The organism is Arthrobacter sp. I3 (assembly GCF_000520575.1).
GTDB classification, from domain to species: domain Bacteria; phylum Actinomycetota; class Actinomycetes; order Actinomycetales; family Micrococcaceae; genus Arthrobacter; species Arthrobacter humicola_A.
In genome coordinates this window covers 46,589-72,137 of sequence record NZ_KI914907.1, presented here as the reverse complement: position 1 = coordinate 72,137, position 25,549 = coordinate 46,589, and the positions used below count along the sequence as shown (strand labels likewise).

The following is a 25,549-nucleotide window of genomic DNA, read 5'->3' as shown; positions in this document are numbered from 1 at the left end:
GCACCACGCGCCGGGTCAGCGCCCGGTCAGGCGCTGAGTTCAGAAGCTGGCTTCAGGCGCTGGCGAGTGCCGTGGCTGCCGGCAACTGCCGGCCCTGGGCCACCTGGCTCGCGCCGAGGGCGTAGCCGTCGGTCTTCGGCAGGACCTGGCGGCGGAGGTAGTCCTGGTTGCTGGCCGTGACGCTGAGGCCGTCGCCGCCGTAGTGCTCGGTGCACAGGATGCCCTGGAAGCCGACGGAGAGCGCGGTCTTGAACGCCTCGCGGTAGTTGATGAGGCCGCTTTCCATCGGGGCCGGCATCGCCACGTAGGTGTCCCGGGCGACGTCCTCGTCGCGGATGTAGTTCTTCATGTGCCAGTAGTTGGAGTACGGGAGGGTCTTGGCGACCATCTCGCGCCAGTCCTCGATCGGGCGGTGCAGCCGGATGAGGTTGCCGATGTCCGGGTTGATGCCGACGTTGGCCAGGCCGATGTCCTGGACCAGCTGAACGGAAGAATCCGCGGTGCCGAGGTAGGTGTCCTCGTACATTTCAAGCGAGAGCAGGACGCCGACCTCGGCCGCGTGCTGGCCAAGGTCGCGCAGGCGGCTCACAGCTTTGCCCCACGTTTCCTTGTCCCCTACCGGGTCCTTGTACCCTTCGACGGTCCAGAACCAGAGCTGCTTCTGCTGCTCGGCGGTGATGGCCTGGTGCAGTCCGAACGAGACGACCTCGCAGCCCAGCTCGGCGGCGGCGTCGATGGTGCGGTGGCTGTACGCCAGGTTCGCTTCCCAGTTGCCTTCCTCGATCACGCTGCGGCGGATGGCCGAGATGACGGGGATGCCGATGCCGACGTTGTCCGCGGTCTGCTTGAACTCGGCGAGCCGCGCCGAGCTCAGGTCACCGGGGCGGACCCAGCTGTCCGTGAGGTCGGCATTGGCAAAGCCGGCGTCCTTGACCTCGGTGAGGACCTCGGCCCAGGCGGAGGCGTCGGCGTCGTTGATGTGGTTGCCCTGCGCGTCGGTCCCCGGGAACTGCAGGAGCGCTGCGGTGATGGGCCAGTTTTCGGCTGTATAGGCCATGGGTTCACTCCTTCGTGGAATCCTGTTTCCTATAGGATTTACTATCTAGAGGGATGTTGTCAAGGTCACACCCCCGGGTTACGAGCGCTTCGCGGCGAAGGCCGCTGTCGCGAAGACCTCCGGATTCAGGACGTTGGCAGGGCGCTCCCCTGCCGCGACCGCCAGGATCGACCCAATGGCGCTGGCCGCGACGTCCCGCGTGAAGTCCTCGGTCCAGCACAGGGAATGCGGGGAAAGCACCACGTTGTCCAAGGTCAGGAGCTCGTCGTCGGGAAGCAGGGGTTCCGGCTCAAAGACGTCCAGGCCGGCGCCGGCGATCCGGGCCTCCCGCAGGGCGTCCCGGAGGGCATCCGTGTCCACGAGCTTTCCGCGGCCGATATTGATCAGGTAGGCGCTTGGCTTCATCCGCGCCAACGCGGCCGCGCCGATCAGTTTTTCGGTCGCCGGTGTCAGCGCAGCGCAGAGCACAACGTAATCCGAGCGCTCCAGGAGCTCATTCAGGCCCAGCAGTTCGACGCCGAGTCCGGCGGCCTCCGCGTGGCGGCCGCTGCGGTTGTTGCCCACGACTTTCACCCCTAGCGGGGCCAGGAGACGGGCGAGCTCAGCGCCCACACTTCCGAAGCCCACGATGCCGACCGTCTGGCCCACCAGCGGCGCGCCGCGGTAGTGCTCGCGCTGCGCCCAGTCAGAGGTCCGGGTCAGCCTGTCCTTGGCCAGGAGCTTGTGCGAGAGCGCCAGGAGCAGCGTCAGTCCCGCCACCGCCAACGGCCGCCGGATGGCATCCGGGGTGTTGGTGACAACGATGCCGGCGCGGGTGCAGGCGTCCAAGTCGATGGTTTCGTAGCCGGCCCCGAACCGGGCAATCAGCCTCAGGTCCGGGGCCTGGTCCACGGTGCCTGAATCGAAGGCGATGTGCCCCAGGGACAGCACGGCCTGGACCCCGGCGAGGTCGGCCAGCGGAACCGGGTCTGTGTAACTGGGCAGGACGCTCCAGCTGATGCCATGCTCGCTGAGCCGCTTCAGCCCCAGATCCCCGTGAATGGAGCTTCCGTCCGGCCGTGCGGCGTCGGCCGTGACGGCCACGGTGAACGGCGAGCGGGCGGTGCCCGCGGTGGTGGTTCCCGCCGCCGGGGCGGCCGCCGTGGTGGCGACCGCCGTCGTCGTCAATGCATTTGTTGCTGTGCTCATGCGTCGGTTCGGCTTTCTGTCTGCGCTGCTGCGGTCTTGTCCTTGATGGGTTCGCGGACCAGCACGGTGTACGCCACTGCGGCCAGGGCGGCGATGACGCCGCCGATCACGAACGACGGCGCGTAGGAGCCGGTGGCATCGGCGATCACACCGGTCAGCAGCGGGGCAAAGGCGCCGCCGAAGTAGCCGCCGAAGTTCTGGATGGCACCGACGGAGGCAACCTGTGAGTTGTCCACGATGTCGCCGGGCATGGCCCACGCGGCCGCCTGCATGGTGGCGACGAAGCCCAGTGCCACGGTCATGACAGCGATGGCGAGCGGGAGGGAATCTACGAACGGGATGAGGCAGATCAGGATGCCGGCGGCAACCGCTGCAATGGACATCACGTGACGCTTGGCCAGCAACGGATCGCGGCCGGCCTTCTTCGAGTAGCGCGTCATGACCCAGCCGCCGGTGATGCCGAGGATGGCTGCGCCGAGGTACGGGACAGCCGCAAGCCAGCCGGAGCTGGCGATGCTGGCACCGCGTTCTTCCTGCAGGTAGAGCGGCAGGAAGACGATGAAGATGTTCCAGATCCAAATGACGCAGAAGAATCCGGCCATCATGCCCCAGATCTGGCGGTGCCTAAAGAGTCCGAGCCACGAAACCTTCTTGGCAGTCAGGAGCTGGGTGGTGCGCTGGCTTTCGATGTAATCCAGTTCCTTCGCGCTGATGCGCTTGTGCTCTTCGGGAGCGCGGTAGTAAAGGAAGAAGGCCAATGCCAGCACGATGCCTGCGACACCGAGGAAGAGGAAGATGGCCTGCCAGCCGAACGCGAGCATGATGGCGGTCAGGACGGGCGGCGCGATGGCGGGTCCCCACTTGGAACCGCTGTCCCAGATGGCGGTGGCCTGTCCGCGCTCGGCCCGGGGGAACCAGTCGGCGGTGAGCTTTGCCGACGCGGGCCCGTTGGGGGCCTCGGTGATGCCGAGCAGGAAGCGGAAGGTGACGAACTGCCACATCTTGGTGCCGACGGCCATCAGCGCGGTCGCGATGCTCCAGCCCGCGATTGCGAGGAAGTACATCCGTCGGGCGCCCAGCTTGTCCACGAGCCAGCCAGCGGGCAGCTGGGCAAAAGCGTAGGTCCAGGAGAACACGGTGCCCAGGAGGCCAATGTCCGTCCGGGTCATGCCGAAGTCTTTAATCAGTTGCGGCGCGGCGATGGAGATCGCACTGCGGTCCATGTAGTTGATGATGCCGGCGGCCAGCGCCCAGCCGAGAATCCACCACCGCAGATTCTTGATGGTGCGGCGTGTTGCGGACTCCTTGGGCCCTGCGGCCAAAGTTTCTGTTTGCACTCTTCACTCCCTCGTGACTCCCCATGCCGGCACCGTAGCCGTCACAATCGAAGATCCTATAGGGTCTTCGATCAGCTGTGAAGGGGGTCACAAAAAGAGGGCGAAGAAGCCGGGTGCGGCGCACTGTCACGCGGTGTTGGACCCGCGTGCGTCAGCCTGGGAAGCGAGCCTTATTCCGCGGGAGCGTCCGCGATGGCGCGGCCGCGCACCTTTTGCACATGCTCGGCCATTGCGGCTGCGGCCTTCTCCGGGTCGCCCGTCGCCAAGGCATCCAGGACCGCCTGATGTTCGGCGATCGCGTGGTCGGCGTCGGTGATCCCCACTCCCCCGAACAGGCGGAAGCGCTGAATCTGTCCGCCGAGGGCGGCGTAGGCGGCCACCATGAACTGGTTGCCCGTCTGCTCCGCGATCAGCCGGTGGAACCGCTCGTCGGCCTCGAGGTAGCCGCGGAACTCGGCAAAGGAGGGCCCGCGCGGTGCGTCCTTGAGATCGGCGACGGCCCGTTCCAATTCGGCCAGGTGGCCGGGCGTCAGCCGGGCGCACGCCAGGCGGGCGTTCACAGGTTCGATCGCGAGCCGGGCTTCCATAAGCTCGGCGAAGTCTTCCCGGGTGAACACCGGAGCAACCCGGTAGCCCTTAAGGGCCACGCGGCGCACCATCCCGGTGTGTTCCAGCCTGGCGAGCGCCTCCCGCACGGGGGTGGGCGAGACGTCGAGTTCCCGGGCGGTCCCGTCGATGCTGACCGCGGTTCCGGGTTCCAGCCGGCCATCCATCAGCGACGCCAGAAGTTCCTCATAGACGTGGTCCGCCAAGACCTGCCGGCTGACGGGGCGGCCGGCGGGGCGCCCCTCAGAATGGCTGCCGGTGGAAGCTAATTGCATCTTCAGATCCTATAGGACCAGGCACGGCGAGGCCCCCTTCGGGACATGCTCATTTGCCGCCCCCACCGCTGGACATGCCCCTCGCTCCGCGTCCTAAGCCCACGGGGGACATGCCCAGTCCCGGCGCCAGCCACGGGACATGTCCAGTGGCCAATGCGTCGAGGGAACATGTCCCGGTGGCCCCGATGTGCAGGACGGGACATGCCCACCCGCACATTCCAGCGAGGCACATGTCCAGTCTTAGGCCCAACCGACGAGGGACATGCTCATTGTTAGGCGCGGCCAATGGGCAGAATGGCATTCTGCCCACTGGCCGCGGCGGCCGCCGGGCATGTCCCATGGCCATGATGCGCCGCGAGGAACATGCTCTCTCGTGCAGATCATCGCGGCACATGTCCGGCAGCGGGCGCGGCCCTGTGACTCGCGCATCCTGTCTCGGACCTGCCCGGCGAGGGACATGCTCATTGTTAAATGCGATCAGTGGGCAGAATGGCATTCTGCCCACTGATCGTGGCTGCAGCTGAGCATGTCCAACCGAGCGTGCGCTGCACGGCTCCGCGGGATTCACCGCGCCGCAGATGGCCCTAGTTCTGGTAGGCCGGGTAGTCGGTGTAGCCCTCGGCGCCGTCGGCGTAGAACGTGGATGCGTTTGGCTCGTTGACCGGCAGGCCTTCGCGCCAGCGGCGGGCGAGGTCCGGGTTTGCGATGGCCGGGCGTCCGACGACGACGGCGTCAGCGTGCCCGTCGGCAACCAGCGAGATGGCCTCATCCCGGGTGGTGATGACGCCGAATCCGGTATTGACGAGGAAGGCGCCGTTGAAGCGTGAACGCAGGTCCTGGACCAGTTCGCCGGTGGGATCCTTGTGCAGGATGCTCAGGTAGGCCAGGTTCAGCGGCGCAATAGCATCCACCAGCAAGCGGTACGTCTCACGAACATCTGCGGCGTCCAGTTCGGTGACACCCTGGACGTTGTGCTCCGGCGAGATCCTGATGCCGACGCGTTCGGCGCCCACGGCCTCCACCACAGCCTTCACAACTTCGATCACGAAGCGCGCCCGGTTCTCGGGCGTGCCGCCGTAGATGTCGTCACGCTGGTTCGACGACGGCGCCAGGAATTCGTGCAACAGGTAACCGTTGGCAGAGTGCAGCTCCACGCCGTCGAACCCTGCCTCGATCGCGTTCCGCGAGCCCTGGACAATTTCCTGCAGGACGCCGGGCAGTTCGTCGGTGGTCAGGGCATGCGGCACGGGGTGCGCCTGCTTGCCCTTGGACGTACGGGTCTCTGCCTCGACGGCGATGGCACTCGGCGCAACTACCTGGTGGCCGCCGGTGATGTCCTCATGTGAAACCCGGCCACCGTGCATGATCTGCGCGAAGATCCGGCCGCCTTCGGCGTGAACGGCGTCCGTGACCTTCTTCCAGCCAGCAATCTGGTCCGGGGTGACGATGCCGGGCTGGCCCGGGTACGAGCGCCCGGCCGGGCTCGGATAGGTGCCCTCGCTGACGATCAGGCCCAGTGAGGCGCGCTGGCGGTAGTGCTCGGCAACCAGGGGCCCCGGGATACCTTCCTGGCCGGAACGGAGACGGGTCAGCGGCGCCATGACGAGCCGGTTGGGCAGTTCCAGCTCGCCGAGGGTCATCGGGGAAAACAGCATGCGCAATTCCTTTCGCAGTAAATGGGTTCACTGGCGGCAACTGCGAGGCGTCTGCAACTATTCCCCCGTGAGACTCGGATCACTACGGGTGGACGATGATCTTCACCGCGGTGTCGTTGTGGTTGATCAGCGTGTCGAACCCCTGGTCCACCAAGTCGTCCAAGGCGATCCGCCCCGTGATGAAGGGTTTCAGGTCCACTTTTCCTTCCTGGACCAGCTTGATCGCGGCTTCGTGGTCGCCGCAGTAGGCGATGGTGCCGCGCAGGTCAATTTCCTTCAGCACTACTTTCTGCATGTCGACCGTGGCCGGGTGCCCCCAGATCGAGACGTTGACGACGACGCCGGCGGGCCTCACGACGTCGAGCATGGTGTCCAGCACCGCATTCACACCGGCACATTCAAACGCCGCATCGGCCCCCGCACCGTTGGTCAGTTCCAGCACGCGCGCCTTGACGTCCTCGGCACTCGGATCGAGTACGTGATCCGCGACCCCGGACGAAGTCGCCTTGTCTTTGCGGGCGGCCGACAGCTCGGTAACGATCGTGGTGACGCCGATGCCTTTGAGGACCGCGGCGGTCAGCAGGCCGATGGGTCCGGCACCCCCGACGACGGCGACGTCCCCGGCTTTGACGCCGCTCCGGCCGACGGCGTGATACGCCACCGCAAGGGGTTCGATCAGGGCGGCCTCGTCCAGGGGGATGTCGCCGACAGGGTGCACCCACCGGGTGTCGACGACGATCTTCTCGCTCAAGCCGCCACCGCCGCCCGCCAGGCCGATGAAGCCCAACTTGGTGCACAGGTTGTAGTGGCCGCTGAGGCAGGGACCGCATTCATTGCAGACGTAGTACGGCTCCACAACGACGTTGTCTCCGACGGCCAGACCGCTGACGCCTTCCCCCAGCTCCTCGACGGTGCCGGAGAACTCGTGGCCGAGGGTGACCGGGGCGGCCTCGTGGGTGAGCCCGTGGGGGTGGCCGGGCGGCGGGGTGAAAATGGGTCCTTCCAGGAATTCATGGAGGTCGGTGCCGCAGATACCGCACCAGGCCACGGCGATCTTCACCGTTCCCGGTCGCAGCTCCGGCTCTTGAATGTCTTCGATCCGGAGATCCTCGCGGGCGTGGAATCGTGCTGCTTTCATGGTGTTTCACCTTCGCAGTCCAGGACCGTGGATGCGCCCGATCAGGCGCATCCACGGAATAAAAGTTGGATTTTCACAGCGGGGCCGTAGCCCCAGTCTGGTGGCCGTGCCTGAGATTGTCACGACCCCGTGAGTCAGCGCGTCCGGTTAGCGCGCGTGATGCGTGGGCTGCAGCTCGAAGACCGGCGTCGGCAGCCCTTCCATCCTGGCCTTGAGCTGCAGGGCAAGATAATTCGAATAGTGCCGGCTCTGGTGCAGATTGCCGCCGTGGATCCACAGGTTCTCCACGTTGGTGGGCTTCCACATGTTGCGCAGTTCCCCCTCCCACGGCCCCGGATCCTTCGGCGTCTCCGATCCGAACCCCCAGCACTTGCCGACGGCGTCCGCCACCTCGGGCGAGACCAAATCAGCCAGCCAGCCGTTCATCGACCCATACCCCGTGGCGTAAATAATGACGTCGGCATCCAGCTCCGTTCCGTTGGCCATCACGACGGAGTTGCCGGTGATCTTGCTGACCTGGCCATTGGCCAGCTTGACCCGGCCGTCGATGATCAGCTGCGAGGCGCCGACGTCGATGTAGTAGCCGGAGCCGCGCCTCAGGTACTTCAGGAACAAGCCGGAGCCGTCAACGCCGAAGTCCAGGTCAAAGCCGGCAGCCTCGAGCTGGGCGTAGAACTCCGCGTCCCGGCGGGCCATCTCCGCATAAACCGGGATCTGGGCTTCGGGCAGAATCCGGTACGGCAAGGAGGCAAACAGCAGGTCGGCTTTCTCCGTGGTGACGCCGTTGGCCAGCGCCTCTTCGGAGTACAGCCCGCCGAGAGCCAGGTCCATGAGGGATTCACTGCGGGCAATATGCGTCGAGGACCGCTGGACCATGGTGACGTCCGCGCCGTGTTCCCAAAGGTCGGCGCAAATATCGTGGGCCGAATTGTTGGAGCCGATGACCACGGCCTTCTTGCCGGTCCAGTCGCCACCGCCCGGGTGCTTGGACGAGTGGTACTGCTCCCCCAGGAAGGACTCGGCGCCGTCGAACGTGGGGACGCTCGGGTACCCCGATACACCCAGGGCGAAGACGAGCTGCTTCGGGCGCAGGGTGACCGGTTCGCCGTCGCGCATCACCTCCACCACCCACTCCTGGGACGTTTCGTCGAAGCGGGCGTTGGTGCACTCGGTTTTGGACCAGTAGTTCAGTTCCATGATCCGTGTGTAGTTTTCCAGCCAGTCGCCGATCTTGTCCTTGGCCGCGAAAACCGGCCAGTCGTCGGGGAACTTCATGTAGGGCAGGTGGTCGTACCAGACCGGATCGTGCAGGTGGAGGGACTTGTAGCGGTTACGCCAGGAGTCACCCGCGCGCTCATTCTTTTCGATGATGATGGTGGGCACTCCGAGCCTCCGCAGCCGCGCGCCCAGCCCGATCCCGCCCTGGCCGCCGCCGATGATGACGGTGTAGGGCTGGTCTTCGTAGCCGAGCCTCGCCTCCTGTTCCTCCTTCAGTTCCAGCCAGGATTTGCGGCCTTTGGTGATCTCGTGGGCGACCCCCTTGTCCCGGTTGGGGCCCTTCTTTTCCTCAAAGCCCTTCAGTTCCTGCATGGTGGTGAGCAGGGTCCAGCATTTGCCATTCCGGAGGCGCAGATGGGCGTAGCCCCGGGCCTGGGCGGTCTCGAAGTTCACCCAGGCCTCGGCATTGGCGGCGTCCCCGGTGGCGTCCTCGGCGAGGGTCCAGTTGCTGGGCCGCACGTCGTCCAGGGTCGCCTCGAGCATGCGCCGGATGTCCTCTTTGCCCTCCAGCGTCTTGAGGTTCCAGGTGAAGGAGACGAAGTCGCGCCAGTACGAGTCGTCGTCGAAAAGTTCCAGTGCGGCGTCAGTGTTGTGGCTGCGCAGTGCCTCATCGAACTGCGCCAGCCACGCCCCGACGACGCCGTTTGGTGTCTCAGGCATGTTTCCTCTTTCCATTGCTGACAGGGGGCCGCTCCCGTTGCGTGGCGCCTAGACCGCGCAGTGACCCGCATCACAAGTAAAAGTCGCAGGGGGTTACAATCGGGTTACACGGAGCTCTCAAGCTGTCGGCGGGCGCGCAGGGTGGCCGACGGCGGCAGGGACCCGGCCGGGTGCGACGATTCGAGGGCGAGTTGAGAGAATGAGCATGCGGCAGGGCAATGGCCCCATCACGCATCCCTCGGACCTCAGGTTTTCTGCACCGGCGGAGTACGCCCGAATACTCCGGGCGGCGCACGAGACCACGATTTCGGGCACTCCGGATCCGCATCTCTCGCCGTCGCTTATCAAGTCCTGGCAACGTTCCCTGGCGCTGGGTATCAATCCGGACCAGCACCGGCCCTTGCACCGGCATGAAGTCTCCGAGGCGCGATCCCTCAGCGCCGGCCATCGGCTGGCTGCGGTGATGCCTGCGTTGTCACAGCTTCTGGCCGATGAGACCGTGACCGGACGCCATCTGCTGATCGTCACCGACCACGAGGGCGAAGTTCTGTGGCGCGTCGGCAGCAAGCAGGCCCTGCGGCTCGCGGACTCGCTGGAGTTCGTGGAGGGCGCCGACTGGTCCGAATCAGGAGTGGGCACCAACGCCATCAGCGAGGCCTTGGTGACGTGTGCGCCGGCGCAACTCTTCTCGGCCGAGCACCTTGTGCGGACCCACCATGACTGGGCTTGCACCGCATCCCCCATTCGCGACCCTTTGACCGGCGACATCATCGGCGTCCTGGACGTCTCCGGCCCGTTCGAATCGGTCACGCCGGACAGCCTGCGGCTGGTCCGTTGCGGAGTGCGGCTCGCAGAGGAGCTGCTGAAATCGGCCCCGTTTCCCGACGGCGGCGTCGGGCGCTCGGGGCAGCGGGCCCCTGGTGGCGAGCGGGCAGTGCGCGACGGCGGCGCCCGGCCCCAGCTCGTGCTGCGGCTCTTGGGGGACGCGCCATCCGCGGCGGTCGACGGCGGCATCAGCCGCCCGCTGACAGTGCGCCGCGCCGAAATCCTGGCACTGCTGGCCTCGCGTGATCAGGGCTGGAGTGCCGAAGAATTGGCTTACGAGATCCATGGCGACGCCGGCACCGGCGCGGCGATCCGGACCGAGATGCACCGGATCCGCGCCATTCTGGGGGATGTCCTGGAAGCGAACCCCTACCGATTCTCTTCAACCCTCAACGTCGTGACCGACGCTTCCGTTGTGGCCGGTCATCTGCGGGACGGTCGGGTTGCCGAGGCGTTCGCGGCGTACCCGGCAAAACTGCTCACCCGTTCGGTCAATCTGGCGATCGGGTTCATGCGCGACGAGCTCAACACAGCCGTGGGAGCTTCCGTCCGGTCAAGCGGTGATGCCCGGCTGATGCTGCAGTGGTGCACCAGCGACATGGGGTCCTTCGATACGGCGACTGCGGCTGCCGTGGCTGCGCTATTGGGGCCGGACGACCCGCGTTGCCAGCTCGTGAATGCCCGGATGGAACGGGTGGACCGGGAATTGCGAGCCTAGCCACGGACTAGGGAGGCGGCGGGGCGACCCCGGGGCAGCCTTGGCCTTGGGGATTCTGCAGGCACGTGTCTGCGTAGTTCCTGGTGATCGTCCGCCAGACACTGACGGTCTGCGGCGGCGAGCTGAATTGCCCTTGGCCGGGGATGGGCAGCGGCGGTCCGTCATTGACGGAGTAGGTTCCCTGGAAATGCGTCGTCAAAACCACTGGGAAGTCGCCGGTCTGGGTGTACACGTGACTCGTCAGGGTCTTCTCGCCCCAGCGATCCTGCGGAAGCGGTCCGCCGGCCACCGCTTGTGGGCCGAGCGAGGTGCCGTCGCCATAGCTCCAGGAGTACTGCACGGGCTTAGCGGTGACGTGGACGGCCTGGGCCAGGATTGTGATGTCGAACTGCTGATCTGCGGCGCTGGCGAAGAAATTGGTCTCGGCACCCCGGAGCGTGTTGGGGCTGGGTTGGGCTGTAGACAGTCCCGCAGTAATCGGAAGCCGCTGGAACTCCCTCTGGATCATTGCGGCAATTCTGGGCAGCAAATCCGCCGGCCGGGGATCGAAGAGGCACGTTGGGCCGGAGTGAAATGACCATGTCGGGTTGGGTACGCCGGCCGGCGCTTTCAGCCAGATAACGGGAATGCCGGCCTTTCCGTCTGGACCGTTCGAACAGTCCACCGCTGCGGCGAGACAGTCGGCGTCAAAGTCGCCTCCGCCCAAATGGCACTGGAGCTCGTATTTGTACTGGAAGGGGTCTGCAGATACAGATCCGGGTTGCGACCATACGAACCGCCCCGTCGACGGGTCGACCAGCCAGCCGCCGACATCAACGGTGTCGTCACCCCAATTACCGACAATAGGTGGTGGCTGGCCTTCGGCTCGCGCGGAAATAGGCGTCCCGACAAAAATGAGAAACAACATCGCCATAGCAGGGCCTCGGCCCCACAACAACCGACGCATCGTGCTAGCCGACGATCGGCTGAATGTTGTTGACGTACCAAGCCCCACGTTTAAACACAGCGAGCATGAGGTTGCCGGTATCTTCTGGCTTGGCCGCTGCCTGCTGCAGTGTGCCATCGGCGTTGTAATAGGAAAGCGCCTGCTGCGAGACTTGGATCGCTACTTGATAGTTGCCATCCGGTGCAACCTTGAACGTTGTGCTGACCGAAGGTGTTTGAACCTTACCGCCTGCGAGCCATCGCCCACCCTCGTGCCACCCTGAAATTACAGCCTTGGCCCTTTCGCAGGCGCGACATTGGGAACTTGTTATCGCGTCGAGCCTCGAAGTATCTCCAGTTTCATATCCATAATTGAGCAACACGAACCAGTACCGCGCAAACGCCTCCAGCCCTTCCTTCGTCTCCGCCTTCGCAGCTTCCGGCAACTCGGGTACTGGCACGTTCTGCGCCTTGCCGGTCGCGTCGGCGGGCTTGTAGCTGGCAGTAGGTGTGGGAGTTGCGCTCGGGGTGGCCTGCCCTGAGGGACTCTGCGAAGCAGCCGGTGGGGATCCGGGAGTCGGCGTTCCACCCCCGCTGCACGCTGTGGCCGACATCAGGGAGATCGACACCCAAGCGACCGCACAGGCTCGCCATGGACCGGAAAGCGAAGTGCGAGATGTCATGGTCAGCTACTCCCCCGATAGAAAATCAAGACGATTGAAGCCAATTTGTGGCTTAAGGGTAACTGAGATCACATTTTGCCGGTCAAAATTATCCACAGGCAGCATGTGCCCGCCTGTCGGACCGACGGAACACCCCGGCAGTCCTTTAGCCCCTAGCCAGCGACCGCCCGATTCAGAACAATGAACTCATGATGTTCGAACACGAAGACGGCAATCCGATCCTCACACTGGACGACGACCAAGCCTGGACATTGATTGAGGCTACAAAGCACGGCAGGCTCGTGGTCACCGTGGCCGGAGAACCCGACATTTTCCCCGTGAACTACGCGGCCAGCGGCCGGAAACTGTTCCTCCGCACCGCCCCGGGAAACAAACTGGCCGAGCTCACCATCAACTCGAAGGTGCTCTTCGAAACCGACGGGATCCTGTCCGAGGAAGCATGGTCAGTAGTCCTGCGCGGCACTGCACGCGTGCTCGACCAATCGGCGGACATCGCCGACGCCGAGGCCCTCGGGCTGAAACCGTGGGTTCCGACGTTGAAGGACTTCTACGTCGAAATTACGCCGACGTCGCTCAGCGGACGCCACTTCCAGTTCGGCGAACACCCGGAGCGGGAAATCTAACGCCCGACGGCGACTACCGCCCGCAGTTCCCCGGTCCGCCACCCCCGGTCCGCATCAGACCCGCCCCGAGGCTGCTGCCCGGCGGCTGCTGGCCGGCGCCAGGACTTGGCACCCGCCTAGACTTAAACAATGGCGGACAAGCTGACTCCGGAGCGGCGCAGCTGGAACATGTCCAGGATCCGGGGCAAGAACACCAAGCCGGAAATGCTGGTCCGCAGGCTGCTGCACGCGAAGGGATACCGCTATCGCCTGCACGGCACCGCGAGCGGCGGCAAACTCCCGGGCAACCCCGATCTCGTCTTCGCCGGCCGCCGCAAAGTCATCTTCGTCAACGGCTGCTTCTGGCATTTCCACGACTGCCGGGTGGGCCAGCACGCACCCCAGGCAAACGCCGAGTTCTGGGAAACCAAGCGCACGCGCACCCGGAACCGCGATGCCGCCCAGCGGCTTCAGCTCGAACTCGATGGCTGGGAAGTCCTCACCGTGTGGGAGTGCGAACTGAAGGACCGATCGGCGTTGGAGCTCCGCCTCGATGCCTTCCTCCAGGGCCCTCCCCGCCACGGTCCTTTCCTGCACAGCCCGGCCCGGCCCGGGACGAGCCCTCCTGAGGACCTTCGCTGAGCAGCAACTCCCCGCGTGTCGCGCGGCCCACCTCCAGTGCAGGCTGAACGACCTCAGCTAATATTCGACTCCGGGGGCGATAGGCATTATTCGGTCAGTACATACGCGTACTGCAAACACGGGAGAGCGCACGATGCCGCACTTGCTGATGTCCAACGACCAGCCCGAAACGGCTGCTGCGCCAACAGATTCCAGTCCCGCAGATTCCAGCCCCACAGATTCAGACCCCACAGTTCTGCCGTTCCGTCGCCTCGGCCACACGAGGCTCCACGGCTTCCGGGCCCGCCCGCTCCGCGGAGCGAACCCGGATCTGGAGCCGCTGCGCCGGCAGGCGGCCTCGATCATTGATGAGGTTCTGGCTGGCACCAACGCGGAAGAAGCTGACGTGCGGGAGAAACTCCAGTGGCACGTCGCCAACAACCCGGGCCAGCCGGAAAAGGCGCTCCTGGAACATTTGCGGACAGTGGCCGACCAGCAGGAATCCGCCTAGCCGGCGGACCTGTCGATACTGGCCTGCCGGAGCACTTCGCCCCACGACTGCTGGGCAAGATCTGCCACGGCGGCCAGGATTTCCGACGGCGGTAGCGACAGATCCAGCGGGAACTCAACAATGTCGATGTCGGTATTGAGAATTCGGCGCAGCTTGATTTCCCCGGCTCCCGGGTAAACGATCCACGCCGTCGGCACCCGCAAGGATGTGCAGTAGGCCAGCATCCGGTAGTGGTCGCCCGAAAGGGACGCGCCGACGTCGGCCGCGGCCTTGTACTTGGCGTCGTACACCATCACGGGCCGGCCGCCGAGGAAGTGGACGGCACCGGGCTGCACCACAATGCGGTCCGAGTCGCGGACGGCCTCGTTCAGCAGGGCGTTGTAGCGCAACCGCATTTCTCCGGGGTAGGCGGCCATGGCTTCGCGCAGGGCTGTTCCCACGAAGTCCTCGAACACCTTTGCCATGTCCACCACGAACGACGCCGACTGCTGCTTGCCGTCGCCGGCCTCCGCCGACGCGTTCCGCAGGATCAGTTCGGCGAGCCGGAGAGCGGCGTGGTAACGGGTGTTCATCCGGCTGGGCCGCCACTGCGGCAGCGGCGCGCCGGACTGAAGGCGCGTCACGGCGTCGAGCTTTCCCTTGAGCCGGCGCAGGCGGCTCAGGACTTCCGGCCGAACCCGCGGCACCTGGGACATCCGTTCCAGTGCGGCGCGCAGAATCCGGTTCTCCGCGATGTCCTCGGTGAACTCGTCGTAGGAGACTTCCAGCGGAACCAGCATGCCGGGCCGGCGGGAAATCTGGTCCGACATCCGGATCCGGCCCTTGACGGTACGGAGGGATTCTTCCACCATGAGATACCCCTGCAGCACGCCGCGGCTCAGCGCCCGGTCAGCGAGCTGCGCCAGGGATTCGGCCAGGGCGCTCCAAAGGTCAGTGTGCTCCACCGCTGCGACAGAATCGTCCCGGAACCCTTGGTCCCCCGCGTAGCCGAGCAGGAACAGCAAACGGCTCAGACCGAGCCGACCTTTCGGTCGCACCTCCAGCTGCACGGCGGGAGTGCGCACCGAGCCGACGGTCCCCAACGGTTCGACCCGGTACAGGCCCATGCCCATCGGCGAGGCCTTCGCCAGGCCGCTGGCGTTGACGTAGGCGGCAGTGTCCGGATCAAGCCGCTCCACGACGCCGGCGGAGAGTTCGTCGAGGACAATGTGCCGGCAGGCCTCCGCCGCACCGCGTCCGGATGAACCCCGTCCGGATGAACCACGACCTGATGAACCGCGCCCGGCCGGACCGGCTCCGGATGAACCCCGGTGGTCCGAGGCATTGCGGTCCGACGAACTGCGGTCCAGCGCTACGGCGTCCCCGGCCAGCCTAGGCATGCGCCAGGCGGCCCAGGAGTTGTTCCAGTCCGAACCGTTCCTCGAGCTGGGCGCGGTTGAGTTGCCCGTGATAATGCTCCTCCAGCAGCGGCATGAGCTCGTATTTCCAGATCCTGCTCAGGCCCTTGGGCGTCTGCGCGGACTTCTTCATGAAGTAGGAGGGCCCGATCATGAGGTCGCGGTCCCATTCGTCGATCGCGTCGTTCAAAGCGTCAAGCAGCAGGGCCGGCGTCGTGTCCAGGTCGCGGGCCTGGAGGAAGCGCAGCAGCGAGCCCTTCACGGGTTCCGTCTTCGGGTGCAGCTCGATGAAGGAGAAGCGCCGCCGGATGGCCGCGTCCATCATCGCGATGGAACGGTCCGCGGTGTTCATGGTGCCGATGATGTAAAGGTTGTCCGGCAGGGTGAACGGCTCGTTGGGGCTGTATTGCAGGTAGATGCGGTCGTCGCGGTATTCGAGCAGGAAGTACAGCTCGCCGAACACCTTGGCGAGGTTGGCCCGGTTCATCTCGTCGATGATCAGGAAGTACGGTTTGCTCTCGTTCCCGGGCTTGGCCGCTTCCTCGGCGAGCCGGCGCAGCGGTCCCGCCACGAGCTTGAACGACACCTGCCCCTCGTCCGTCTTGTCCGGGCGGAATCCCTCGAAGAAATCCTCATAGGCGTACGACGGGTGGAACTGGACCAGCTTGACCCGCTCGTCCGTGGTGTCGGCGGCGAGCTCGGCGGCGAGGTGTTTGGCGAGGTACGTCTTGCCGGTTCCCGGCGGGCCGTAGAGCACCAGCTGCCGGTTCTCCTCGAGGAGTTCGGCGATTTCCTGCAGCGGCTCCAGGTCCATGTGCAGGGACGCGGCGAACTCCGGCGTCAGCGGCCGGAACCCGTCACAGGCCGGTTCGACGGCGGCATCCGGCGCGGCGCCGTCGCCGTCCTCGGCTTCCGCTTCAGCCGGCAGCAGCGCCTCGAGCGCCTGGATCACGCGGGTGATGTCCACGATGTTGCCGGAGGTGGTCAGCTGGCGCTGCACGTGGCGGGGCAGGCCGGTGGCGTCGTGTTCCTCATCGAACCAGCGGACCTTGCGGCGGAGCTGGCGGTTGTCTTTGGCATGCTCCGGTTCGCCGAGGACCACGCCGATCCGGACCTTGCCCGAGCTCTGGTAGAGCGCAAGGTCACCCGGCTTCATGACGGTCAGGAAGGCGAAGACTGCGGTCTTGGTGTCCTCACGCTCCACGTAGCCGAGGTGCTTGTAGTCCTCGTCAACGGCGTTCTGGACCAGCCCCGCGGTGACGCCGGGGTCCAGCAGGCGGAGGTGTTCGACGTCGAGCGTCACCGCTTCCTCGTCCCGCCACTCCGCCAGCAGCTCGGCGTTGTCGTGGTGGGTGCGCAGGAGCCAGGCGCGGCGGCCGGGGTCGCCGACCTTCCGCCACTGGCTCACCAGCTGGCGTGAGTACCAGTCGATCCGCTGCCCGGCCTGCTGGTCCAGGTGCAGGCGGATCCGGTGGATGTCCGCCGAAATGTCCTCGTCGCTGTCCCCCTTGGCCCCGCCCACGAGGGAAGCGAAGGCGTCGCGGATCTCCTGCCGTTCGACATCGGCCACCACGGGTTCGAAGTAGCTGGGCCAGACCAGGAACTCAATGCTGCGGCGGATGGCCGGCTGGTCATCCGGGGTGCCGGCGACCAGCCGGTGGAAGGCCAGCGGATCTTTGACCGCGGCCTGGACGACGTGGGCCGGCCGCTGTGCGACGTGCTGCACGAAGCGGCAGAGCCATTTCAGGTGGTCCCAGATGGTCCAGTTGAATTCCGCGGTGCGGTCCCGGATCACGCCGTGGTCCGTCATGCCCGCGTAGAGCTCGTCGGGGAGCTCCAGCGCAGGCTCCAGCCAGGATGCCGCCTCGGCGACGCGGGCCCGCTTGACCTTCAGCGACTTGACCTCGTGGGCCAGCGGCAGGGACTGGAGGAAGAGTAGCTCCACGGCCAGTTGCTTCGCCCCGCGGGTGGCGTCTTCCAGGTTCTGGCGCAGGTTGGTCATCATCGGCGCCTTGGGATCTGGAACGCCCCGTTCGAGGCGTTCCAGCAACTCCGCGGCAGCCTGGACGGACCACGTTTTGGTGCGGCCGTCCAGGGCGGACGCCTTGCCGAGCAACCCCGGGCCCAGCACAAACCACGCCGCGTCTTCAATCTCCTTGGAGATACCGAGGGCGCGGTGCAGGGCAGGCTTCTTGGTTGGGGTCATACGTTCAATTTACAGGCTTAAACTGAACGCGCCCATTTAACGCCGACCCTAAACTACCGGCCAGTAGATTACGGACGGGCGGGCAGCAGACTCGGTTTCGCGCCGGGCCGGCGCTTCACGCCGAAGGTGAAATACGTGGCCGGACCGATGAAATTCACCAGCGTGGCAAGCCGCCACATGGCCTTGCTGCCGCGGATCTGCGCAGACGGGCGTCGGCTGATGTCCGTCTGGGCCGCGACCAGCAGCGAGAGTTGGACGATGGCAGCGGCGATGGTTCCGAACCGTGCAATCGGCGAGAGTTCGTTCCACTTCTTCTTGCGGGTGTGCTTCTTGTGCATGTTCTGGCCCATGTTCACAACGACCACGCCTCCTTTTAGCGTCGGAGTTGTTCATTCTAGGAGCCCTACCGGCACCGTGGTAGAGGCTATTGGACCGGGTGGGCACGGGTGTAGGGGGCCAGCCGGTCCTTCTGTTCGGGCGTCAGCCGCAGCACCCGGCCGGTTGCCTCGTCCACGAAGGCGAGATGGCTCGTGGCCCGGACGCAGTCCTCGCGCGTGACGGGATCCTGCACCAGGTAGTGGATGTCAAAGCTGGCGCCCTTGACCGCGCCGATCCACAACTGGACGACGGCGGGCACGTTCCGGTACTCAAGTGTCCTGACGTACCTGATCTTGTGCTCGACCACGAGCGCCAGCGTCCCTTCCGGAATTTCATTGAAGAGCGGCACCAGCGGTTCGGTTCCCGGCAGCCCTGGACCCCGGGGCGGGCCGAACGCCGCGATCCGTGCTTCTTCGAGGATCCGGACAATCTGGACGTTGTTGATGTGCCCGTAGGCATCCATGTCGCTCCAGCGCATCGGCACGCCCACCTCGAGGCGCCAGGGCTCCGTGGCTGTGTTCTCCCCAGCGGCTGCACCCTTCCCGGCGGGGCCCGCGGCTGTGCCTACGCTCTCCCTGCCGGGCCCGTGCCCGCCGGCTGTGCTCTTCCCGGCGGGGCCTGCGGCGCTCAGCTGTGCACCGCCGTCGCGTCCTCCGCGGAATCCGCCACGGCAGAGTCTGCGTCCTCGCCGGCGAACTGGGACATGTACAGCCGGTAGTACGCGCCCTGCAGGGCCAGCAGTTGGGCGTGCCGGCCCTGCTCGACGATCTGCCCGTCCTCCATAACAAGGATGGTGTCCGCGTCCCGGATGGTGGAGAGGCGGTGGGCGATGACGAAGCTGGTGCGTTCCGTCCGCAGCGCCGCCATGGCCTTCTGGACCAGGGCTTCGGTGCGGGTATCCACGGAACTCGTGGCCTCGTCCAGGATCAGCAGCGACGGGTTCGCCACAAAGGCCCGGGCGATGGTGATCAGCTGCTTTTCGCCGGCACTGACGTTGTTGCCTTCTTCGTCGATCACCGTGTTGTAGCCATCCGGCAGCGCCCGGACGAAGCGGTCCACGAACGTGGCCTTGGCCGCCGCCATGATCTGTTCTTCGGTGGCGTCCAGCTTGCCGTAGCGGATGTTCTCGTAGATGGTTCCGCCGAACAGCCAGGCGTCCTGCAGCACCATGCCCACCTTGGCGCGCAGCTCCGAACGGCTCAGCCGGGTGATGTCCACACCGTCCAGGGTGATGCCGCCGGAGTTGAGCTCGTAGAAGCGCATCACGAGGTTGACGAGGGTGGTCTTGCCCGCCCCGGTCGGTCCCACGATCGCCACCGTGTGTCCGGGTTCGGCCGTGAAGGACAGGTCCTCGATCAGCGGCCTGTCCGGCGTGTAGCTAAAGGTGACGTGCTTGAACTCGACGTGCCCGTCGGTCTTCGCCGGGAGGTGCTCGGTGGCGGTCTCGGCGTCCTGTTCGTCGGCGTCGAGGAATTCAAAGACCCGCTCGGCGGAGGCGACACCGGACTGCAGCATGTTGGCCATACCGGCCATCTGGCCCAGCGGCTGGGTGAATTCGCGTGAGTACTGGATGAACGCCGTGGCGTCGCCCAGGCTCATGCTGCCCGAGGCCACGCGCAGTCCGCCGACGACGGCGATCCCGACGTAGCTGAGGTAGGAGACAAACTGCATGACCGGCATGATCATGCCGGAGACGAACTGGGCTCCAAAGCTGGCCTTGTAGAGTTCCTCGTTGCGCTCGTCGAAGCGGGCCAGCATGTCGGCGTCGCGGCCGAACACGCGGACGAGGTCGTGGCCGGAGAACGATTCCTCGATCTGGCCGTTGAGCTCGCCGGTGTTCTTCCACTGGGCGGCGAAGAGTTTCTGGCTGCGGGCGCCGATGATGCCGGCTGCCACGCCGGAGAGCGGCAGGGCGACGAGCGCGATCAGGGCCAGCTGCCAGGACACGATGAACATCATGATCACGATCCCGATGACCGTCAGGGCCGAGTTCACCAGCTGGGCGAAGGCCTGCTGGAGCGCCTGCTGGATGTTGTCGACGTCGTTCGTGACGCGGGAAAGGATGTCGCCGCGCTGGCGGGTATCGAAGTAGTTCAGCGGCAGCTTGTTGAGTTTCTTCTCGGTGTCATCGCGCAGCGTGCGGACCACGCGCATGACCAGCACGTTGAGGACATAGCCCTGGAGCCAGAGGAAGATGTTGGCGACGAAGTACATCACCAGCACCACGCTGATGAGGAACGCGAGCTTCTGGAAATCGATGCCGGCGCCCGGCACGACGTCCATCTTGGCGAGCATGTCGGCAAAGTTGTCCTGGCCCTGGGAGCGCAGTCCTTCGATGAACTGTTCTTTGGTGGCCCCGGCCGGGAGCTGCTTGCCGACCACTCCGGCGAAGATCACGTCCATCGCCTGGCCCAGGATCCTCGGGGCAATGACGTTGAGGACGACGGCGACCGTCACCATGGCGAGCACGGCGGTGATACCGGCGCGCTCGGGCTTCAGCAGCCCCATGAGCCGTTTGGCCGAGGGCCAGAAGTGCTGGGCCTTCTTGGCCGGCACGGCACCGAACATGCCGCCGTCGGCCTCGCCGGGCGTGTACTCCTCCTCGATGAAGTCATCTTCGATCAGGTTGGTGGCGTCCGTATCGGCAGCGGCCTGGCCGGCTGCGGAGGCCGGCGTGCTGGAGACTTTCTCGTTGGTGCTCATGCCACTGCCTCCGCGCTCAGCTGGGATTCGACGATTTCCTGGTAGGTGCTGGAGCTTTCCAACAGTTCCTCATGTGTTCCGCGGTCCACGATCCGGCCGTTGTCCAGCACGAGGATCTGGTCCGCATCGGCGATGGTGGACACCCGCTGGCCGACGATGATCACTGTGGCATCGGCCGTCTTGGCCTTGAGCGCCCGGCGGAGCCTGGCGTCGGTGGCGACGTCAAGGGCCGAGAACGAATCGTCGAACAGGAAGACCTTGGGTTCGGTGACGAGCGCGCGGGCGATGCACAGCCGCTGCCGCTGGCCGCCGGAGACGTTGGTGCCACCCTGGGCGATCCGCGCTGCGAGGCCGCCCTTCTTTTCGCGCACGAACTCCGCGGCCTGGGCGACCGTCAGTGCCTCCCACAGGTCCGAGTCCGTGGCCTCGGGCTTGCCGAAGCGCAGGTTGTGCTCAATGGTTCCGGAGAACAGGTAGGGCCGCTGCGGCACCATGGCCACGCGCTGCGTGATCTCGGCGCGGTCCAGCTGGGTGACGGGGACGCCGTCGAGCAGGACCTCGCCCGACTCGGCGTCGTACAGCCGCGGGAGCAGGGCCAGCAGGCTGGACTTGCCGGCGCCGGTGGAGCCGATGATCGCCACGGTCTGTCCGGGCTCGGCCGTAAAGCTGATGTTGCTGAGCACGGGAGCCTCGGCGCCAGGGTAGGCGAAGGTCACGTTGCGGAATTCGACGCGGCCGGCCTTTGCCGCAGGCGCCACCGGGGTTAGCGATTCGTGGATGGAAGGCTCGACGTCGAGCACTTCACCGATCCGGTCGGCGCAGACCGAGGCGCGGGGAATCATCATGGCCATGAAGGTGCCCATCATGACGGCCATGAGGATCTGCAGGAGGTACTGGAGGAAGGCCGTCAGCGAGCCGACCTGCATCTCGCCGGCATCGACGCGCTGGCCACCGAACCAGAGCACAGCGGCCGTGGAGATGTGCAGGATCATGCCGATGGCGGGGAACATCAGCACAAACAGGGAACCGATCTTCAGCGAGACGTCGGTGAGGTCCTGGTTGGCCGCGCCGAAGCGCTCGGCCTCGTGGGGTTCGCGCACGAAGGCCCGGACCACGCGGATGCCGATGATCTGCTCGCGGAGGACACCGTTGAGCCGGTCGATCTTCTCCTGCATGGAACGGAAGAGCGGCATCAGGCGGACCACGAGGTAGCCCACCACGACCACGAGCAGGGGCACGGACACCCAGACGAGCCATGACAGGTTGAGGTCCTCGCGCAGGGCCATGAAGATCCCGCCGATGCACATGATGGGTGTGGCCACCATGAAGTTCAGCGCCATGAGCATGAGCATCTGGACCTGCTGCACATCGTTGGTGCCCCGGGTGATCAGGGTGGGGGCGCCGAAGAGGTTGACGTCCCGCGCCGAGAAGCTGCTCACCTTGCGGAACACGCCGCGGCGCAGGTCCCGGCCGAACGCCATCGCCGCCTTCGAGCCGAAGTAGACGCCGGCGATCGCGGTGGCCACCTGGATCAGCGCGACGCCGAGCATGACGCCGCCGGTGCGCCAGATGTAGTCCGTGTCGCCGCGGGAGACGCCCTCGTCGATGATCTGGGCATTGAGGCTGGGGAGGTACAGAGCCGCGATGGTCGAGGCCAGCTGGAAGATGACCACAGCCGCGATGTATGGCAGATACGGCTTGGAATAGCGCCGCATGAGGGTAACGAGCATGCCCACGAGTCCTTACGAAGACTGAATTATAGGGAGACCAAATTTGGGGAGAGCAAATTATGGGGAGAGCAATGTATGGGGAGAGCCAAATAGTGAAGTTTATTGGAAGGCTGATTGGAGACTAGCCCATGGGACCGACAGCCTTAGCCACCCAACTCTACGAAATCCCTCGCCCGGGAGGAACATCGGGAGCTGAATATCATCCAAACGGCGTACTTAGGCGGCGGCCGTTGCCTGCCACGCAACCGTCTTGCCGCACGAAGGCCCCGCAGCCGCCCCTCGGGGCGACCGCGGAGCCTCTGCGGTCCGGTACTGTGAGCCGGCGCTACTCGGTCCGGTGCCGGCCGTGGGTGGCGATGTAGTCGGCAGCCGCGCGCTGCATCTTGCGCTGCTTGGCGAGCTGCCGGCGCAGGGCCGTGAACTCCCCGGCAACCCGGGCCTGTTCAGCGGCTATCGCACGCTGCTCGGCGGCCTGCTCGTGAACGGCGCGCAGGGCGTCCGCCAGCAGCAGCTGCTGCTCCGCGAGGAGCCGCTGGGTCTGGAGCATCACAGGTACGACGTCGGCGGCCTCGGGCCGTTCCTCGGCCACCAAGGTCCGGGTCCGCTGGCGGGCGGCATCGGGGAAGCGGGATTCGGCGCGGTCCCGGCTGAGCACCTCGATGAATTCCCGGTCCAGGTCAACGATGCCGGATCCGGCGGACGGCGCTGCCCCGACGTCGTCGTTCCCTGTGGTCCTGGTGTAACCCGTGTTCCCCAAAGCCGAGGCCGTGGCACCGGCCATCGCGGCCACCCCGGCATCCGGGGCGTCCCCTGCGATTTCGGCGGGTTCCGGCCGAACGTCGACCGTGCGGCGCAGCGGGCGTTCCTTGATGAACAGGATGGCCACCAGCGCCACGAGTCCGACGACTGCGGAGATCAGGAAGACCTCGGCGATCGCGTCGCCGTAGGCGGCACGCATGATGTCGCGGATCGGTGCCGGCATGTCCTTGAGGTCCATGCTGGCCCCCGCGGATCCGGCGGGAACCTGGATGCCGGCCGAAGCCAGCCCCTCCACGACGAGCTCCTTGACGCGGTTGCCCAGCACGGCGCCGAGGACCGAGACGCCGATCGCACCGCCGACGGACCGGAAGAAGGCCACAGAGGCGCTGGCCGTGCCGATGTCCTTGGCCTGGACCGTGTTCTGGACGGCGAGGACGAGGTTCTGCATCAGCAGGCCCAGGCCGACGCCGAGGATGGCGGTGTAGATACCGGTCATCCACAGGTCAGTGGTGTGGTCCATGCTGCCGGCCAGGCCCAGGCCGCCGATCAGCAAGATGGCGCCAGCCACGAGGTACCGCTTCCACTTGCCGGTGCGGCTGATCAGCATGCCGGAGGCGACCGACCCGATGAGGTTGCCGGCGATCATGGGCAGCGTGAGCAGGCCGGCCTCGGTGGGGGTGGCGCCGCGTGCCACCTGGAAGTACTGGCCAAGGAAGGTCGAGGAGCCGAACATGCCCACTCCGACGGCCACCGAGGCGAGGATTGCGAGGGCGGTGGTCCGCTCAGAGATGATCTTGAGCGGGATGATCGGCTGGGCGACCTTGGATTCCACCAGCACGAGCAGGCCAAGGAGCACGATGCCGCCGCCCACCATGGCGACCGTCTGCCACGACCACCAGTCGTAGTAGTCGGGATTGCCGGCGAAGGAGACCCAGATGAGCAGCAGGCTGACGCCGGACGTCAACAGGATGGAGCCGAGCCAGTCGATCTTGGCGGGGCGCTTGACGTGCTGGATCTTGAGGGTGACCTGCAGCAGGATGAGTGCGACCACCGCGAGCGGGACGCAGACGAAGAAGGTCCAGCGCCACCCCAGCGGGCTGTCGACAATGAAGCCGCCGAGCAGCGGGCCGCCTGCCGTGCCCACGGCCATGACGCCGCCCATGTAGCCGGAGTACTTTCCGCGGTCGCGCGGCGGGATCATGGAGCCGATGATGGCCTGGGCCAGGGCGGTGAGGCCGCCCATGGCGATGCCCTGGATGACACGGGCGGTCAGCAGCAGCGGGATGGTCTCGGACAGGCCGGCCATAACGGAGCCCGCCACGAAGATCACGATGCTCAGCTGGACGAGGACCTTCTTGTTGAAGAGGTCCGCGAGCTTGCCCCAGATCGGGGTGGTTGCCGCGTTGGCCAGGAGCGCGGCGGTGATCACCCAGGCGAAGTCCGTCTGGGTGCCCTTGAGTTCGGACATGATGGTGGGCAGCGCGTTGGCGACGATCGTGCTGCTCAGGATGGCGGTGAAGAACGCCGCCAGCAGGCCGGTGAGGGCCTCCATGATCTGGCGGTGGGTCATCGCCACAGGTTCTGCGGCGGTCTGGGATGCGCGGGATGCCCCCTGCGGAACGTCCGACGGGGCCGGGGACGGCCCTGTGGCGGCGGCGTGGCTAGCCATATATCTACTCCTCAACAATTTCGGTCGTATTCGTGGATCCGGCCGTCGTTGCCCGGGCTGAGGTCCTGAGGGACTCAGCAAGTTTTTCGAGGGTGCGCGCCGTCAGTTCGACGTCATCCTGGCTCCAGTCCTGCAGCAGGTCCTGGATGGTGGCCGTCCGCTGGTCCTCGATGACACGCAGTTTCTCCGTGCCGGCGGCGGACAGGGCGATCAGCTGCGCGCGGCCGTCTTCCGGGTCCGGCCGGCGGACCACATAGCCGTGCTCTTCGAGGTCGGCGATGTGCCGGCTGAGGACCGGGGCGCTGACGCCGAGCCGCTCCGCAAGATGCGTGGCCCGGGATTCGCCCTCCCCCACAAAGCGCAAAACGCCCTGAAGCGCCACTCCGGTGTCCTGCCCGCGCAGACTGGCGGCGGCAACGCAACGGACCGCGCGCTGGAGATCGAAGATCTGGTAGACGAGTCTGGCTGCAGCGTTGGATTCAACTGACATGATGGACACCCCTCTTTTGTTTGCCCCAGGCAACTATATACGAAAATGGTTACTTCGGGAAACTAACTCTCTCGTGGGAGGTGCCGCGCAGCCCCGAAAGACCCTTAAATAGCAAACGCGGACCGGCCGGGCCTGCCCG

Annotated in this window: 21 protein-coding genes; 4 read left to right on the top strand and 17 right to left on the bottom strand. The window is 65.9% G+C overall.

Translation table 11 applies throughout. The annotated features are described in order from the left end of the window. Positions 1–52: 52 nt before the first annotated feature. From Y706_RS0104605 to Y706_RS0104575, 7 genes are all read right to left on the bottom strand, one after another. Complete coding sequence (locus Y706_RS0104605) at positions 53–1,057, bottom strand: sugar phosphate isomerase/epimerase family protein (RefSeq protein ID WP_028275649.1); 1,005 nt, start codon at positions 1,055–1,057, stop codon at positions 53–55. Between the two features lie 78 nt (positions 1,058–1,135). After that, entirely contained in the window at positions 1,136–2,245 is a 1,110-nt protein-coding gene (locus Y706_RS23670; RefSeq protein ID WP_084475921.1) for a 2-hydroxyacid dehydrogenase, read from the bottom strand. Next, on the bottom strand, positions 2,242–3,582 hold the full coding sequence (locus Y706_RS0104595) for an MFS transporter (protein ID WP_253906687.1): 1,341 nt from the start codon (positions 3,580–3,582) through the stop codon (positions 2,242–2,244). Before Y706_RS0104595 ends, Y706_RS23670 begins: the two co-directional genes overlap by 4 nt. A 170-nt stretch (positions 3,583–3,752) precedes the next feature. Then, entirely contained in the window at positions 3,753–4,463 is a 711-nt protein-coding gene (locus Y706_RS0104590; RefSeq protein ID WP_028275647.1) for a GntR family transcriptional regulator, read from the bottom strand. 584 nt (positions 4,464–5,047) lie between these two features. Beyond that, positions 5,048–6,118, bottom strand: a complete 1,071-nt coding sequence (locus tag Y706_RS0104585; RefSeq protein WP_028275646.1) for an alkene reductase — start codon at positions 6,116–6,118, stop codon at positions 5,048–5,050. Positions 6,119–6,200: 82 nt separating this feature from the next. Further along, positions 6,201–7,256 (bottom strand): 2,3-butanediol dehydrogenase, encoded by a 1,056-nt coding sequence (locus Y706_RS0104580; RefSeq protein ID WP_028275645.1) that lies wholly within the window; start codon positions 7,254–7,256, stop codon positions 6,201–6,203. 147 nt (positions 7,257–7,403) lie between these two features. Beyond that, the gene (locus Y706_RS0104575) at positions 7,404–9,194 is read right to left on the bottom strand and encodes an NAD(P)/FAD-dependent oxidoreductase (RefSeq protein ID WP_028275644.1); all 1,791 of its coding nucleotides are present in this window, start codon (positions 9,192–9,194) and stop codon (positions 7,404–7,406) included. 205 nt (positions 9,195–9,399) lie between these two features. Between Y706_RS0104575 and Y706_RS0104570 the strand changes: the two genes are divergently transcribed. Beyond that, on the top strand, positions 9,400–10,737 hold the full coding sequence (locus Y706_RS0104570) for a helix-turn-helix domain-containing protein (RefSeq protein ID WP_028275643.1): 1,338 nt from the start codon (positions 9,400–9,402) through the stop codon (positions 10,735–10,737). Between the two features lie 7 nt (positions 10,738–10,744). Here Y706_RS0104570 and Y706_RS23665 read toward each other — a convergent pair whose 3' ends face one another. Together Y706_RS23665 and Y706_RS28645 are read right to left on the bottom strand one after the other, a co-directional pair. Continuing rightward, complete coding sequence (locus Y706_RS23665) at positions 10,745–11,245, bottom strand: PKD domain-containing protein (protein WP_043434800.1); 501 nt, start codon at positions 11,243–11,245, stop codon at positions 10,745–10,747. Between the two features lie 442 nt (positions 11,246–11,687). After that, entirely contained in the window at positions 11,688–12,275 is a 588-nt protein-coding gene (locus tag Y706_RS28645) for a DUF6318 family protein (protein WP_275450874.1), read from the bottom strand. Positions 12,276–12,532: 257 nt separating this feature from the next. On the opposite strand from Y706_RS28645, the gene Y706_RS0104560 reads away from it, so the two are divergent. The 3 genes from Y706_RS0104560 (at position 12,533) to Y706_RS30020 (ending at position 14,078) form a co-directional block, all read left to right on the top strand. Continuing rightward, the gene (locus Y706_RS0104560; protein WP_028275641.1) at positions 12,533–12,967 is read left to right on the top strand and encodes a pyridoxamine 5'-phosphate oxidase family protein; all 435 of its coding nucleotides are present in this window, start codon (positions 12,533–12,535) and stop codon (positions 12,965–12,967) included. A gap of 129 nt (positions 12,968–13,096) precedes the next feature. Further along, a complete protein-coding gene (locus Y706_RS0104555) occupies positions 13,097–13,588 on the top strand; it encodes a very short patch repair endonuclease (protein ID WP_028275640.1) in 492 nt (163 codons plus the stop codon). A gap of 133 nt (positions 13,589–13,721) precedes the next feature. After that, complete coding sequence (locus Y706_RS30020; RefSeq protein WP_052355007.1) at positions 13,722–14,078, top strand: hypothetical protein; 357 nt, start codon at positions 13,722–13,724, stop codon at positions 14,076–14,078. On the opposite strand, the gene Y706_RS0104545 is transcribed toward Y706_RS30020, so the two are convergent. The 8 genes from Y706_RS0104545 to Y706_RS0104510 all read right to left on the bottom strand — a co-directional run bounded on the left by Y706_RS0104545 (position 14,075) and on the right by Y706_RS0104510 (position 25,410). Then, complete coding sequence (locus Y706_RS0104545; protein WP_028275638.1) at positions 14,075–15,457, bottom strand: 5-methylcytosine restriction system specificity protein McrC; 1,383 nt, start codon at positions 15,455–15,457, stop codon at positions 14,075–14,077. The two genes, Y706_RS30020 and Y706_RS0104545, sit on opposite strands and share 4 nt — an antisense overlap. Then, positions 15,450–17,681, bottom strand: coding sequence for an McrB family protein (locus Y706_RS0104540; RefSeq protein ID WP_028275637.1), 2,232 nt, complete (start codon positions 17,679–17,681; stop codon positions 15,450–15,452). Before Y706_RS0104540 ends, Y706_RS0104545 begins: the two co-directional genes overlap by 8 nt. 68 nt (positions 17,682–17,749) lie before the next feature. Next, positions 17,750–18,046 (bottom strand): membrane protein, encoded by a 297-nt coding sequence (locus tag Y706_RS0104535; protein WP_028275636.1) that lies wholly within the window; start codon positions 18,044–18,046, stop codon positions 17,750–17,752. 59 nt (positions 18,047–18,105) lie between these two features. Next, complete coding sequence (locus tag Y706_RS0104530; protein WP_028275635.1) at positions 18,106–18,537, bottom strand: acyl-CoA thioesterase; 432 nt, start codon at positions 18,535–18,537, stop codon at positions 18,106–18,108. A gap of 149 nt (positions 18,538–18,686) precedes the next feature. After that, a complete protein-coding gene (locus Y706_RS0104525) occupies positions 18,687–20,762 on the bottom strand; it encodes an ABC transporter ATP-binding protein (RefSeq protein WP_028275634.1) in 2,076 nt (691 codons plus the stop codon). Next, positions 20,759–22,492 carry an ABC transporter ATP-binding protein gene (locus Y706_RS0104520; protein WP_028275633.1) on the bottom strand — a complete coding sequence of 578 codons (1,734 nt, stop codon included), beginning with the start codon at positions 22,490–22,492 and terminating at the stop codon, positions 20,759–20,761. The genes Y706_RS0104525 and Y706_RS0104520 overlap by 4 nt, the downstream gene beginning before the upstream one ends. Before the next feature lie 325 nt (positions 22,493–22,817). After that, a complete protein-coding gene (locus Y706_RS0104515) occupies positions 22,818–24,821 on the bottom strand; it encodes an MDR family MFS transporter (RefSeq protein ID WP_043434798.1) in 2,004 nt (667 codons plus the stop codon). A gap of 103 nt (positions 24,822–24,924) precedes the next feature. Next, the gene (locus tag Y706_RS0104510) at positions 24,925–25,410 is read right to left on the bottom strand and encodes a MarR family winged helix-turn-helix transcriptional regulator (RefSeq protein ID WP_028275631.1); all 486 of its coding nucleotides are present in this window, start codon (positions 25,408–25,410) and stop codon (positions 24,925–24,927) included. Positions 25,411–25,549: the final 139 nt, after the last annotated feature.